Source organism: Aerococcus kribbianus (assembly GCF_026805545.1).
GTDB classification, from domain to species: Bacteria; Bacillota; Bacilli; order Lactobacillales; family Aerococcaceae; genus Aerococcus; species Aerococcus kribbianus.
The window spans coordinates 110,901-124,169 of record NZ_JAPRFR010000003.1; the positions used below are offsets into that span (position 1 = coordinate 110,901).

The following is a 13,269-nucleotide window of genomic DNA, read 5'->3' on the forward strand; positions in this document are numbered from 1 at the left end:
TAGAATAAGATAAGATATTGTACTTCAACAAATTAAGAGTCGATAATATCGGCTCTCACTACTCATCACTAAGGAGCAGCTCTTACTATGGAATTAAAATCATTATTAGTCTCTGTGACCATGCTTGGTCTATTAGCGGGTTGCCAGGTCAACAACAGTCAAGAAATTACAGATTCAGTTAACCAATCCTTCGCTGAACAAGCCAATTACCAACAAACAACCCTTATCGACCAACAAGATCCTAATAGCCATGGTCAAGCGCAAAAAACGAATCAGATTACAGTTAATGATGATAAAATGACTGAAGCTAAAATTATCGTCAAACAAAATGACCAAGACCACCAATATCTAGAAATGAAACAAGAGAACGATGGCACTACCTATATTCGGGAAAATAATGATGAATGGCTACAATCCGCCCATTCTAATCAGGAAATTGACCGCGTCACTTTACTCAGCTCCCAACAAGTGCAGCAGCTCTTCAATGTGATTGCCCAAGAAGGAACTTGGCAGCAATACCCCCAATCCACACAAATCGAATTTGCTGGTGAAAATGATGACTTACTCCACCTGTTAAACTCTGTCGCAAGCCAACAAATAAGCCCCGGAGCTCAACACCAGATTAGCATCCGTTTGAATCCTTCCTCAATAAATCAACCGATTAATACCATTATTTGGGAGATTAACGGAACCGGACGCACTAAGGGCCAAGCCGTCAAAACTCGGGTTGAAATTCAATACACCGATTCCCTTGAATAAGGAGGAATGATTATGAGTCGCTATACCCTAGGGATGCTCCTAGCTATAGGAACCATCCTATTGAATGTCTATATCATGTTTAAAGGTAAGAGCCAGGAAGGCATGACTACTGCCGAAGAAGGGCGCATTAAAGTCGTTGCTGGAGTCCTACTTATCCTTGCCTTTGTCGTTATTACTTTTGGTCAATATATGGGCTTAGAATAATTAAGCCACTTATGGTAAATGCCTCATTCAATTAATAGAGAACACTCCCCCTAAAGTAGACTCATTGCTAGTACTACTCTAGGGGGAGTTTTGTCTAATGAATTGTGACGTGAATTGATATTTTATTAATCACTTTGTTCTTTTTCTTTCAAGGCACGTATATGGTCAAAGGCGAATTTACTGTCCAAGATATTTTGCTTGTTGCCTATTACCACAACTGCTGGATCAGCCATAATCTTATCCACAAAGTCAGCATAGCTTTGCAAATCAGTCAGACTGGTTGCTAAGGCTTCGGTAAGCCGACGATCAATCGCTTCCTTACTTATGCCTTTTAGATAACGGGTTAACATGACTTGGTTAGCCTTGGCTGGAGTGATGGGATAGTGGAAGGCTTTCATTGAACCAATAATAAATTGGTCTAACTGAGATTGGGACAATGATAGTTTACGAAGCGATTCCCCTATACCTCGGTAAGTAGTTAAGCTTTGATCAAGTTTAGGGTCACGATAAGAATAAGCTCCCAAATCACCAGAAGGTCTTATCGTTAAGCCAGCACCGTAAGCTCCGGATTGGACACGGATATGATCATAGAGGTAACCCTTAGACACGATATTAGCTAACACCAAGGCTTGGCCGCGATAATCATCACTAGCAAAACCGCCACCCATTGCCACATATTGAACATTTGAATTGGTCGTAATGGCTTGACTATTAATGGTTGGTAGCTCCAAATCAGGAAATGCTTGAACTTGACGCCCAGAAGAAGTTAAACCATGAGCAAAAGCTTGCAGCTCTGTTAGCAAGCTTTCTTTATCCGATGCATCTGCAGCCAAACTCACGATTAAGCGGTCACGATCCCAAATTAAGTTATTAATTTCTCGAATTCGCTCTTGCCAACTAGCGAATTCTTGATCAAAATGAGCCAAAAATTCAACCAAGTGGTCATAGTAGGCAAGACCAGCTAAGCGTTCACCGTAAAGGCTGGCTTGAGAGTAGAAAGACCGCAAACGTGCTAAAGCCGCTTGGTGTCCTGAAGCTTCAAAGTATTGTTCCATCTCGGTTTTAACCCGGGTTAATATATTTTTAATCCGAGCTTTTTGGCTAAAGTCAGAACAAGTAATAATTTCTGTAACTAAGTCTAAGGCCGGTTGACTATTATCTCCAATCGCCGCAAAATCAATCGCCATTTGACTCTTATAAGACTCACTATCCAAGGCGTAAACTTTAGGTTGGAAGGACAAGCCCGCTGTTAACTTCATTAATTCTGTATCCAAATCTTGGTAGCTATAGTTTTCAGTAGGCAGAGCGCCTAGAAGGATGGCTAAGTCTTTGAGATAAGGAATGGCATCCGCTGAAATTTGATCAAGGGCAAAAGACAAGCTAATATAACGCACACCAGCTGCCTCTTGGCCATGAAAAAGGATTAGTGGTGAGTGAGACAGCGTTTCTTCTGGAATCACTTGAGTTTTTGTGGGGACATCGTCTAAGTGCAATTGTGGCAACTTCGCTAAGTCTTCTGCTTGATCTGCTTGATTTTGATACTCACGTAAAGATAGATTATCTTGAATAAGCTGATCAATTTCTGCTTGTGAGAGTCGGGCTTTTTCTTGGGCCAGTTTTTCTTCTAAAGTCTGGTCCTGGCTGATAAAATAATTAGCTTGCGGTTCATGAATTAATACTTGCTTAGTCTTAGCCTCAACTAGACGATTGTGAATAATCTTTTCATAGTAATCGCTCTGTAATTGCTCTCTAAAGAAAGCAAAAGACGACTCATATTCCAAACCAGAGAGCGGCCGTTCACCATAACGCCATACAGATAACATCTGAATACTGTGGGTAATGCCGCGCATGGCCCCACCTGCTTGACGGTAATAAAATTCACGGGAATTCATAATCGCTGCCAGCAAATTGCGGTCAAGACCCTGTTTTGCTACCCTAGCTAGAGTCTCTTCAATAATAGCTACGATTTGGTCAGCTTGTTGGCTGTTCATATTCTCTACAATGATGCCAAAATCTTGATAATACCCATCAGCCGGATAGGCGGAAATGTCTTCAGCATAGCCTGCTTCAACTATCGCTTGACGCAAAGGACTAGCTTCAGCATCTACCAAAGCCTCAGCCAATAGTGGTAGCAAGAAAGCTTCCTCCCTATTAGTCACAGTGGTAAAGGGTAGCGTATAAGTCAAATAAGAATGTTGGTCTGCGGTCATCGTGTCATCAGCAGGATAAGTCAGCGTTTTTACTTTGTTTTCACATGGAATAGTTGGCAAGGCCAGGCTAATCGGCTGATCATTAGTCGTAAACTCAGCAAAATATTCCTCATCAATTTGGGCTAAAGCACGGTCTATATCTACTGCGCCATATAAACATAGCAAGGCATTATCAGGGCGGTAGTGGTCTTGGTGGAATCGACAAAAGTCTTGATAGGTCAAGTCAGGAATAACATAAGGATTCCCACCCGATTCATGGCTATAAGTCGACTGAGGATGGAGATTTTCTGCCACCGCACTCACAATGGCACGATCGACATCAGCAAAAGCACCCCGCATTTCGTTATAAACAACCCCACTTATAGTAATAGGATCTTCTGAACTTAAAATTTCCTTGTGCCAACCCTCTTGCTTAAAGATATTCGGCTGACTTAACATCTTAGGATAAAAAACCGCATCCAAGTACACATCCATTAAATGATGAAAATCCTCTTCATTCATAGACGACACCGGATATACAGTCATATCAGAAAAAGTTAAGGCATTAAGAAAAGTTGCCATAGAGGTCTTCATCATTTGCATGAAGGGGTCTTTAACCGAATACTTACGTGACCCTGATAAGACCGAATGTTCAACGATATGTGCTACACCTGTTGAATCTTCCGGAGGGGTTAAAAAACCAATGGCAAAACTACGATTACGGTCATCATTATCTATCCACATGACCTGGCCACCTGATTGCGGATGGTCAAATCGCCAAACTGTCGCATCGATGTCGGCAAGATATTCTTTACTTATTTCATTAAAACCATGCTTATAATTTGTCACTACTTATCTATCCCTTCAATTACTAAAAATTCTGCCTTGAGCATTACTTAATAATTATGGCTGAAGTCCTCAGGTTGGACAAAGCCCCCTTGATTAAGAATCTCATTATAAAGAATCTGACGCACATCTTCATCGGTGAGCTGTCTTTCTTTGCTTTTACTCTTAGGACGATGATATTTATTATAGATTGCTTGCACACTCAAACCTTCTTGGATGTAATCCTTTATTTCCAATAAACGATCCACATCATTTAAGGAATACATCCGACGATTGGTATCCGTTCGTTGCGGTTTCACTAATTGGCGTTCTTCATAATAACGAATTTGGCGTGCACTGAGATCAGTTAACTTCATCACCGTGCCAATCGGAAAAACAGCCAAAGACCGTCGTAACTCCTTTTCTCTCATTGCAATCTCCCCCTCATTGTCATTAATAATTAAGCTAATGTTAATTTAGTTAACATATGAAGTCAACTTATACTCCCCAGCTTTTTGTAGTATAATTGGAAAGCATTAAAGTCTAAGGAGGTCAGTCATGTCAAATCAAGAAGAATTACGTTGGGCGCGCCGAGGAACCCTTCTTGCCATCCTAGCTTATGCGGTAATTGCTGGTGCCAAGTTACTCTTTGGTCATCGCTTAGGATCACAAGCCTTATTCGCAGATGGACTAAATAACTTTTCTGATACCATTTCATCTACTGTCCTATTAATCGGTGTGCAAGTCGCCTATCGTCCAGCTGACAAAAACCACCAATATGGTCACCGGAAGTTTGAAGCCATCACTACCTTGATGGTCTCTTTTATTATCTTGTATATTGGTATTCAGGTAAGCCTTAATTCTATCGAAGACATCCTCACCCCTAGTATCAATCAAGCACCCGACCCTAACACGGTTTGGATTGCTATCGGCTCAGCTTTGCTCATGTTAGCAGTCTATACTTTCAATAATAACATCGCCCGCAAAATAAAAAGCAGTGCCCTAAAAGCCTCAGCCAAGGATAATTTAGCTGATGCCCTAACCTCCTTACTGACTGCTGGCGCAATCTTCACCAGCCAATTCAATCTTTATTGGTTGGATGGGTTAATGGCCTTAGTTATCGGTTTAATTATTATCAAGGCAGGTTGGGAAATATTTGCTGAATCTACCTTTGCTCTGTCTGATGGTTTCTCAGCTGCTGATATCGACCGCTATCAAACCACCATCAACAAAGTTCCAGGGGTACTGGCTATAAAGGATCTACGTGGCCGTAACTATGGTCCCCATGTCTACCTCGATGTCACCATCTTAGTAGACCCGAATCTCTCGGTGAGAGATGGTCACGATATCACCATTGCCGTCGAAAAAGTTCTCTATATGACCCATTTTATTGAAATGGTTGATGTCCATGTCGAACCCTATGAAAAAAGTCATTTACCCAAAGAAAATCATTAAAAACCAATGCAACTTAGCCGCCTTAATTGAATCATTTGTCACCCCCTATTAATATTGCTAAAATAAAGGTGTAATCGGATTCAAAAAAGGAGGCACTTATGCAAACATTGATTTTGGTTTCCCATAGCCTACAAATTACTGATGGGATTAAAGCACTTTTAGAAGAAATGGTTCCCAATGAAGACAACAGTTTTGAAGTTTTATCTGCAGGAGGAACTGAAGAGGGAGAAATCGGCACTTCCCCGACTCGGGTCTTAGAACAAATTCAAGCTGCCCAAGGGGAAAGAATATATTTATTTACTGATATGGGTAGTGCCGTCTTATCTAGTGAAACTGCTCTAGACTTTCTAGATGATGACAAGAAGGAAAGAGTCACCATTCTCGAGAGCCCTATTGTGGAGTCAGCCTATGTGGCCGCAGTACAAACCACTATTGGCGCCTCACATGACGATTTATTGCAAGCCATCAAAGATCAAGCCTAAGGAGGACTGACCATGAAAAAGATTATCAATGATCCCAGCCAAGTCGTCAATGACATGTTAAAAGGAATGTCAAGTGCTCATCCTGATTTATTGGAACGATTGCCCGAATCCAATGTTATCCACCGTATAGCAGAAACACCTGATAAAGTTGGATTAGTTTCTGGCGGAGGCTCTGGTCATGAACCCAGTCACGCTGGTTTTGTGGGGCAAGGCATGTTATCTGCTGCAGTATGTGGTGAAGTCTTTACTTCCCCAACCCCTGACCAAATCTTAACTGCCATCAAAGCCTCTGATAATGGCCAAGGTGTTTTTTTAATCATCAAGAACTACACCGGTGATGTCATGAACTTCGAAATGGCTCAAGAATTCGCTGAAGCAGAAGGTATCCAAACAGCTGCTATTGTTGTTGATGACGATATTGCTATCGAAGATTCCACCTTTACTGCTGGAAAACGTGGCGTTGCGGGAACTGTTTTAATGCACAAAATTATGGGCTACTACGCCGACCAAGGCAAATCCCTCAGTGAACTAAGTGAGATTGCCGAACAAGTTAACGCTAACTTAAATACTATTGGACTAGCTCTAACTGCGGCAACTGTTCCTGAAGTAGGCAAACCTGGTTTTGACATTGCTGACGATGAATTTGAGTTTGGTATTGGAATTCATGGAGAACCTGGTTACCGGCGCGAAAAAATCAAAAGCTCCCATGATATGGCAGCTGAATTGGTCCAACAACTCAAGAAAACTTTTGACTGGCAAGCAGGCGATGAATACGCTGTCTTAGTTAATTCTATGGGCGGCACTCCACAAATGGAACTTTATATCTTCTGGAACGATGTGCAAGCCTTGCTCGCAGAAGACGGCCTCAAGATAAAATGGGTCAAAGTAGACGAACTGATGACGAGTCTAGAAATGCAAGGGGCTTCATTAACTCTCTTGCATCTTGACCATACCGACTGGTTAACGGCCCTACAGGCACCCGTTGATGTACTAGCATGGTAGGAGGAATGAAGACAATGGAATTACAAAAAAACCAAGCATGGTTAGACGACTGGCTAGCAGATTTAAAAGCTAACAAGGACTACCTTAGTCAACTTGATCAAAAAATTGGCGATGGCGACCATGGTAATAATATGGCCCGAGGCGCCAAAGCCGTAGAAGATAAGCTTGCTGAAAAACCAGCCGAAAATACCTCAGATCTTTTTATGCAAGTTGCCCAACTTCTAATGAGTAAAATTGGAGGTGCATCTGGCCCCCTTTATGGTTCAGCCTTCCTAGCCATGGCGACAGCTGTCAAAAACTCTGACGACTTAACCGCTATTTTCGCTGCTGGTTTAGATAAGATTAAACAACGAGGTAAAGCAGAAACAGGTGAGAAAACGATGGTCGATATGTGGCAAGCTGCTATCGATGCCCTAGAAGCTGATGACATCAGCATTGACCGCCTTGACCAAGCCCGAGACGAAATTATTGCGATGAAAGCTAGCAAAGGCCGGGCCTCTTACTATGGTGATCGATCAGTTGGAGAAATGGATCCTGGTGCTGAATCGTCTTACTATCTCTTCAAAAATGTATTCAAACAAGTTTAAATAATAAAAATCCTAGGTGACTAAATCGGCAATCACCTAGGATTTTATTATATTATTAGTTATAAAGTAACTTCATTAGTCAACAAACCATGTGTTAGATACTCATTAAAATTATCGAAAGAAATTTCAATCATATTTTTTAACGCTTCATCCGTATTAGACCCTACATGTGGTGTTAAAATCACTTTAGGATATAAATGTAACATCTCTTGAACGGATTTATCTGGTATTTCACTAATATCTGAAAATTCTTTAAAGAATACTTCTCCTTCATTAGGCAATACATCAGCCGCAAAGCCATATAACTGATTATCCTTAATGGCCTGAACAATAGCTTCATTATCTTGCAATTGACCACGAGCAGTGTTAACAATAATCGCCTTATCATTCAATTTGCTAATAAATTCTGAGTTAATCATCTGATCATTTTCGCCTGCAATATATGGCACGTGAAGAGACACAATATCAGACTGCTGCAACAATTCATCTTGCGTTTCTACAAATTCTAAAACTTCTTTTGCGGGTTCTGACTGATAAATATCATAACCAATTACGCGAGCACCCATGCCTTTATACATTTTGGCTTCTTCTATTCCAATTCGTCCAGTACCAATAATCCCAACAGTGCAATTACGAGCTTCACGACTAAACATTTGTGGCGTTACTCTAAAATCACCTTTAGCTGTTTGATTGGCAGTATATTGCACATTACGTAACAAAGTTAAACCTAAAGTAAAGGCTAATTCAGCAACTGAATTCGGAGAATAACCTGGTACACGAGCAATGATTTGCCCAAATTTTTTAGCTGCTGCAAGATCAATATGATCAACTCCCACTGTTCGTGTAAAAACTAACTTAATTCCATAATCTTTCATTATGCCTAAGTTTTTTTCATCAGCGACACAATTTCCTCTCAACAAGACTGCATCATGGCCTTTAGCAGTCTCAATATTGTCATGAGTCAATAACTCTTCTATTAAAGTCAAAACATAATCATATTTATTATATTTTTTAAAGGATTCTACTTCATTGGCGCGAACACCATAACATGCAATTTTCATTTTATTACTCCTTTATCATTGAATTTTATGTGCTTCTAAACTATAACATTGACGATTAAACTAACCCTATTTGACTTAACATCTGCAAAATAATCAACCAAATTGGGATTGCAATAACAGCCATAACAGTTGAAATTAATGATGCGTTAGATGCCAATAATGGTTGTTTATCAAATCCGATAGCATAATTAACAGCTACTGTTGCTGGAGGTGTAGCCATCATAACAACAGTCGTTGCGATAGCGACATAAGCCATATGACTTAGTCCCAAAGCATTCAAAACAAGAATTAGTAAAACATTTAATAGAGGGACAATAATTTGTTTAATGAATGCATAGTACCAAACTCGAGAATCAGCAGTAGCATCTTTAAATGGGATACCTCCTAAAGTTGACCCAATCGCTAACCATGCTAATGGGGATGATAAACTTCCAAGATAATCCATTGGTTTATAAATCCATGGTGCAGTCATATCAAAACGTAAAAATGCATAATTTCCATCAGTTACTGAGACTTGAGGTAACGATTCTTGGAAAACCCAAATTAATAATCCTGCAAATGTAAGCAAAATAACCGGATTCAAGAAAATTTGTTTCATATTATTTTTATCAAATTTAAGCGAAGACATTTGTAAATAACAATAAGAATAAAGCAACACTCGATAACCAATATTAAATACATTGGCATAAATAACCCCTTCATCTCCAAATACTGCAGAAATAATAGGAATTCCAAAAAATGTAGTTGAACCAAAGATAGCTAAATTAGACATAACCATACTTGTCACGTCATCGTAGCGAGAAAATATAGGTTTGGTGACAAAAATTAAAATTATTAAAAATAAAAATCCCCAAATTAATACGTCGATACTTTGCTTTAATTGCAAGTAATCAATATCTTTCATAAAAGCATTAAAAGCTAAACATGGGACAGCTAGTTTTAATACCAATCCTGATAAGACCTTACTAGTTTTATCATTGAAGGTTCCTGTTTTTCTACAATAGTATCCAATTAAAATAATAAAAATGGTTGACGCAATCGCACTAAGAAATTCCATGTTCGTGAAAGTCGTCATAATAGTATCAATTATATTCATTCCTTACACCTCATATATTATTAATATTTGAATAGCTAGCTTTATAGCTATAGATTAATATATGGTGATATATTTCACAATGTTATTTAATTTTTTTAAATTATTTAATTAATGAAAAAAGGCTGGGATTAAAGTCCCAGCCTCTTACGCTTAACAAGATATTCGATAAACGCTATAGGGTCTACCATTTTTTTGATATACGATCTCTTCGGTAAGATATTCTTTATCAACAAGAAAATTAATATAGTGGCGAATTGTGACATGAGATAAATCCCCATCGCGACTTAATTGGTTAATAGAAAACTGATTAGGATAGGTTTGAATAATTAGTAAAATATGTTGTAACGTCTTAAACGATATTCCTTTTTCCAGAGGTGTTTTTTCGAGCCATTGCAGGATTTTTTTGTTGCTGCGATTTTGTGGTTGATAATGGCCATCAATATCGGTTTGAGTAAATTGATTATGGTGCCCTAACTTGCGTAATTTAAAGTTTTCTAAACTTTTGTGTAATCGTTGGGCATTAAAAGGTTTTAATATATAATCACTTGCTCCAAGATTGTATGCAGATTGAATTGCTTCTTTACTACTATTAGCAGAAACTACTATCAACTCAATCTTGGGGTACTTTTGTTTAATCCAGCCAATATAACTAATCCCTTCCTCTTTTCCGCCTAAATTATCATCAATAAATATGATATCAATAAACGCTTGATTTTTTTCTAAGATGTCTAAAGCTGTGGGCATACAATCAGCTAAGAATGTCACTTGAAATTCATCCAACTGTTCTATATATTGTTTATTAATTGTTTGAACCATAACATCATCTTCTATTAGTAATATTTGATACATTACTTGGCACATCCTTTTCATAACTTTGATAATATACTATTAGTCGATCCGTAACTAATACATTATTTTCTTTCCAATCATTTATTAAATTGATATCAACTGTAAAAGTAATGATCAAACTTTTCTTCGTTTCGATTAATTTGGTGCTGACTTTACTGACACCAGATGAAATGAGATAGTTATATAGTCTATTAACCATTTGTCTCCATTTCATTGTTTGGGCTACAGTCATAGTATTTGATATTTCTCCGGAAATATACAACTTAAATTTTATACCCTCTGCCTTGAAATTTTCTGACATTTCAAGTAATACACCTGCTACATTAACATTTGCCACTAAAACTAGAATAGCATTAATATCTTTTACTTCTTCATTTAGTAACCGATCAAGGTAAATTTTTAATTGCTCGTAATTACCCAATTCATTTAAGCCATAAATCACATGAAGCTTATTGAGATAATTATGGTGATAATTTCGAATAGCTTGGCCATATTTAGTAGCAGAATGAAGGGATTGGATCGATTGTTCAATTTCTTCAACGTCTCGAATAATATAAAAATCACCAATTGTATCATTCTTCATTAGAATGGGAGACTTAGAAATCAACCAATTTCTATAAAAAATTTTTTGTACGCTAGTCCCATAATTAATTGAATCAAACTCTGGTAACTTATCAGTTAAAATATCTCCCACACTTAAATTAAAGTGTTCAGAAATATAATGGTTGTTTACGATAACTCGTCCATCCCCGCTTGCCAAAATCCCATCAAATGAGTTTTCGACCATTGCTTTTCGTTCCTGAAGCACTCGGGCAATATCTATTGGTTCCATACCTAACATTGACTTTTTTATTGCTTTTGAAATAAAATACGAAAAGATACACCCTAATGTTAACACTATAATTAATATTAATGCTCCAAATATAACTGATTGATAAATATTACGATAGTAGGCATCTACCATTGTCCCTAAACTCACAACGCCAGCTACTCGCTTTGTATTTGGATCTATAATAGGAACATATGCTCTTATAGAACGCCCCATGGTACCATTACCAATGTTAGTTGTAATTTGGCCATTTAGTGCTTCATGATAATCATCATCACCTTGGTAAGGTTTACCAATTAATTGGTGATTTGGATGTGTGTATCGTGTTAAGTCAGAACCAAAAATCACAATATAATCGAGGTCATTCAATCTCTCTAAATGGTCAGCATAATTAACAATATCTTCTGAAAGCGTTCCTGACCTCACTGTTCCTATTACTCGTTCATCATTAGCAATCGTTTCTCCTATTTGCGTCAGTCTTTGGCGATAACTATTATCCATATTATGATATTGAGAAATGGTTAAAATAATATATAAGGTACTTACTAAAATTCCTACTACAATAGAAATACTCAATGCTATCTTTGTAAAGACAGTCGTACTCAGCCACCATTTTTTTAATAATTTAATCAAAATAATATTTCCTTTATATATAACTTTTATTTGTACAATTTTTTGATATTACAAAATAGAAAGGAGCCCTTCTATGTCTATCAAACGATGCCATTGGGCCCAAGAAGCCAATCAAGCCATGCAAGACTACCATGATTATGAGTGGGGCCAAGCCAGCTATGATTCCCAAATCATCTTTGAATACCTCTGTCTAGAAATCATGCAAGCCGGTTTAAGTTGGCAAACCATTATTAACAAACGTCAAAATTTCCAAACTGCCTTCGATTACTTCGATTACAATAAAATTGCCCACTACAGCCAAACTGACTATGAACGCTTAATCCAAGATGCTGGTATTGTCCGCAACAAAAGAAAAATAAAAGCCATCATTAATAACGCCTCATGTGCGCTAGCCATCGAAGCAAAGCAACATTTTTCTGACTATATTTGGCAAGTCGGGCAAAGCTTTCCTGACGATGAGGCAAAAAATACCCAAGCCATGGTCAAGCGCTTGAAGGACGCTGGGTTTCAATTTGTTGGCCCTAACATTATTGAATCTTTCTTAGAAGCAATTGGTATTTATGATCACCATGAGCCCCAATGCGATTGGTATAAGTCTAAGAGGACTTAAAAACATAATTTAAAGATCCTTTGCATCTACTTCCGCATAGAATTGCGCTAAAAACTCTTCCATAAATACAGTTCGTTGCCTAGCTATTTGGCGACCAGATGGTGTATTCATCAAGGACTCTAAATGAAGGAGTTTTTCATAAAAATGATTAATCACACTAGTCGTATTCTGGCGATAATTTTCAGCTTGCAGGTGTGCTTGACTACGTGGTGCTTCTTCATCATAGAGACTTTGCCCCTTGGCCCCTCCATAATAACAAGCTCTAGCGATCCCCACTGCCCCTAAGGCATCCAAGCGGTCCGCATCTTGGACAATTTGTCCAGCCAATGGTAAGTGATGTTTTTGAGTCAAATTGGCCTTAAAGGAAAGATGGGTGATGACATATAAAACTTGCTTAATAGCTTCGTCATCCATCCCTAATCGGCCTAACAAGTCAGCGATTTGTATCTTTTTCTGGTCAATATTAGAAAAAATTTTATCATCTAAGCTATCATGAAGATAAGCCATTACTAGTGCTTGTTCACGTTCTGCCATTGATAAGGCCTCAGTATCGGCCAAACGCGCAGTTAAATGAACAACCCGACAAATATGTTGAAAATCATGTCCTGTCTTATCCTTAGCCAAGTCTTTTTCGACAAAAGCTGCAATTGCTTGTAACATAAATTCTCCTCACTAAACTTTTTAGCTA

The 13,269-nt window shown here is 38.3% G+C and carries 14 protein-coding genes; 7 read left to right on the forward strand and 7 right to left on the reverse strand.

Annotated features, from left to right (window positions below):
• The first annotated feature begins 87 nt into the window (after nt 1-87).
• Complete coding sequence (locus OW157_RS06780; RefSeq protein WP_268752587.1) at nt 88-759, forward strand: hypothetical protein; 672 nt, start codon at nt 88-90, stop codon at nt 757-759.
• Between the two features lie 12 nt (nt 760-771).
• Nucleotides 772-963: a hypothetical protein gene (locus tag OW157_RS06785; RefSeq protein ID WP_268752588.1), complete on the forward strand. Its 192-nt coding sequence runs from the start codon at nt 772-774 to the stop codon at nt 961-963.
• A gap of 125 nt (nt 964-1,088) precedes the next feature.
• On the opposite strand, the gene OW157_RS06790 is transcribed toward OW157_RS06785, so the two are convergent.
• On the reverse strand, nt 1,089-4,001 hold the full coding sequence (locus tag OW157_RS06790) for an insulinase family protein (RefSeq protein WP_268752589.1): 2,913 nt from the start codon (nt 3,999-4,001) through the stop codon (nt 1,089-1,091).
• A 47-nt stretch (nt 4,002-4,048) separates the two neighbouring features.
• On the reverse strand, nt 4,049-4,408 hold the full coding sequence (locus OW157_RS06795; protein ID WP_268752590.1) for a MerR family transcriptional regulator: 360 nt from the start codon (nt 4,406-4,408) through the stop codon (nt 4,049-4,051).
• A gap of 127 nt (nt 4,409-4,535) precedes the next feature.
• Between OW157_RS06795 and OW157_RS06800 the strand changes: the two genes are divergently transcribed.
• The 4 genes from OW157_RS06800 to dhaL all read left to right on the forward strand — a co-directional run bounded on the left by OW157_RS06800 (nt 4,536) and on the right by dhaL (nt 7,503).
• Nucleotides 4,536-5,432, forward strand: a complete 897-nt coding sequence (locus tag OW157_RS06800) for a cation diffusion facilitator family transporter (RefSeq protein WP_268752591.1) — start codon at nt 4,536-4,538, stop codon at nt 5,430-5,432.
• A 98-nt stretch (nt 5,433-5,530) separates the two neighbouring features.
• Nucleotides 5,531-5,914, forward strand: coding sequence for a dihydroxyacetone kinase phosphoryl donor subunit DhaM (gene dhaM / locus OW157_RS06805; protein ID WP_268752592.1), 384 nt, complete (start codon nt 5,531-5,533; stop codon nt 5,912-5,914).
• Nucleotides 5,915-5,926: 12 nt separating this feature from the next.
• Complete coding sequence (gene dhaK / locus OW157_RS06810; RefSeq protein ID WP_268752593.1) at nt 5,927-6,916, forward strand: dihydroxyacetone kinase subunit DhaK; 990 nt, start codon at nt 5,927-5,929, stop codon at nt 6,914-6,916.
• 14 nt (nt 6,917-6,930) lie between these two features.
• Entirely contained in the window at nt 6,931-7,503 is a 573-nt protein-coding gene (dhaL, locus tag OW157_RS06815; RefSeq protein WP_268752594.1) for a dihydroxyacetone kinase subunit DhaL, read from the forward strand.
• Nucleotides 7,504-7,562: 59 nt separating this feature from the next.
• Here the strand turns inward: dhaL and OW157_RS06820 are convergent, their stop codons facing one another.
• The 4 genes from OW157_RS06820 to OW157_RS06835 all read right to left on the reverse strand — a co-directional run bounded on the left by OW157_RS06820 (nt 7,563) and on the right by OW157_RS06835 (nt 11,971).
• A complete protein-coding gene (locus OW157_RS06820; RefSeq protein WP_268752595.1) occupies nt 7,563-8,564 on the reverse strand; it encodes an NAD(P)-dependent oxidoreductase in 1,002 nt (333 codons plus the stop codon).
• A 55-nt stretch (nt 8,565-8,619) separates the two neighbouring features.
• Nucleotides 8,620-9,660, reverse strand: coding sequence for an AEC family transporter (locus tag OW157_RS06825; RefSeq protein ID WP_268752596.1), 1,041 nt, complete (start codon nt 9,658-9,660; stop codon nt 8,620-8,622).
• Nucleotides 9,661-9,810: 150 nt separating this feature from the next.
• Nucleotides 9,811-10,509 carry a response regulator gene (locus tag OW157_RS06830; protein ID WP_268752597.1) on the reverse strand — a complete coding sequence of 233 codons (699 nt, stop codon included), beginning with the start codon at nt 10,507-10,509 and terminating at the stop codon, nt 9,811-9,813.
• Nucleotides 10,481-11,971, reverse strand: a complete 1,491-nt coding sequence (locus OW157_RS06835; RefSeq protein ID WP_268752598.1) for a Spo0B domain-containing protein — start codon at nt 11,969-11,971, stop codon at nt 10,481-10,483. Before OW157_RS06835 ends, OW157_RS06830 begins: the two co-directional genes overlap by 29 nt.
• Before the next feature lie 73 nt (nt 11,972-12,044).
• Between OW157_RS06835 and OW157_RS06840 the strand changes: the two genes are divergently transcribed.
• Nucleotides 12,045-12,581, forward strand: coding sequence for a DNA-3-methyladenine glycosylase I (locus OW157_RS06840; RefSeq protein ID WP_268752599.1), 537 nt, complete (start codon nt 12,045-12,047; stop codon nt 12,579-12,581).
• Nucleotides 12,582-12,590: 9 nt separating this feature from the next.
• Here the strand turns inward: OW157_RS06840 and OW157_RS06845 are convergent, their stop codons facing one another.
• Nucleotides 12,591-13,241: an HD domain-containing protein gene (locus tag OW157_RS06845; RefSeq protein ID WP_268752600.1), complete on the reverse strand. Its 651-nt coding sequence runs from the start codon at nt 13,239-13,241 to the stop codon at nt 12,591-12,593.
• Nucleotides 13,242-13,269: the final 28 nt, after the last annotated feature.

What these genes read in the sequence shown, in the direction of transcription:
- dhaL (WP_268752594.1), top strand. Translation starts at nt 6,931, where the DNA reads ATGGAATTACAAAAAAACCAAGCATGGTTAGACGACTGGCTAGCAGAT.
- dhaK (WP_268752593.1), top strand. Translation starts at nt 5,927, where the DNA reads ATGAAAAAGATTATCAATGATCCCAGCCAAGTCGTCAATGACATGTTA.
- OW157_RS06840 (WP_268752599.1), top strand. Translation starts at nt 12,045, where the DNA reads ATGTCTATCAAACGATGCCATTGGGCCCAAGAAGCCAATCAAGCCATG.
- OW157_RS06845 (WP_268752600.1), bottom strand. Translation starts at nt 13,241, where the DNA reads ATGTTACAAGCAATTGCAGCTTTTGTCGAAAAAGACTTGGCTAAGGAT.
- OW157_RS06800 (WP_268752591.1), top strand. Translation starts at nt 4,536, where the DNA reads ATGTCAAATCAAGAAGAATTACGTTGGGCGCGCCGAGGAACCCTTCTT.
- OW157_RS06820 (WP_268752595.1), bottom strand. Translation starts at nt 8,564, where the DNA reads ATGAAAATTGCATGTTATGGTGTTCGCGCCAATGAAGTAGAATCCTTT.
- OW157_RS06780 (WP_268752587.1), top strand. Translation starts at nt 88, where the DNA reads ATGGAATTAAAATCATTATTAGTCTCTGTGACCATGCTTGGTCTATTA.
- OW157_RS06785 (WP_268752588.1), top strand. Translation starts at nt 772, where the DNA reads ATGAGTCGCTATACCCTAGGGATGCTCCTAGCTATAGGAACCATCCTA.
- OW157_RS06825 (WP_268752596.1), bottom strand. Translation starts at nt 9,660, where the DNA reads ATGAATATAATTGATACTATTATGACGACTTTCACGAACATGGAATTT.
- OW157_RS06830 (WP_268752597.1), bottom strand. Translation starts at nt 10,509, where the DNA reads ATGTATCAAATATTACTAATAGAAGATGATGTTATGGTTCAAACAATT.
- OW157_RS06795 (WP_268752590.1), bottom strand. Translation starts at nt 4,408, where the DNA reads ATGAGAGAAAAGGAGTTACGACGGTCTTTGGCTGTTTTTCCGATTGGC.
- dhaM (WP_268752592.1), top strand. Translation starts at nt 5,531, where the DNA reads ATGCAAACATTGATTTTGGTTTCCCATAGCCTACAAATTACTGATGGG.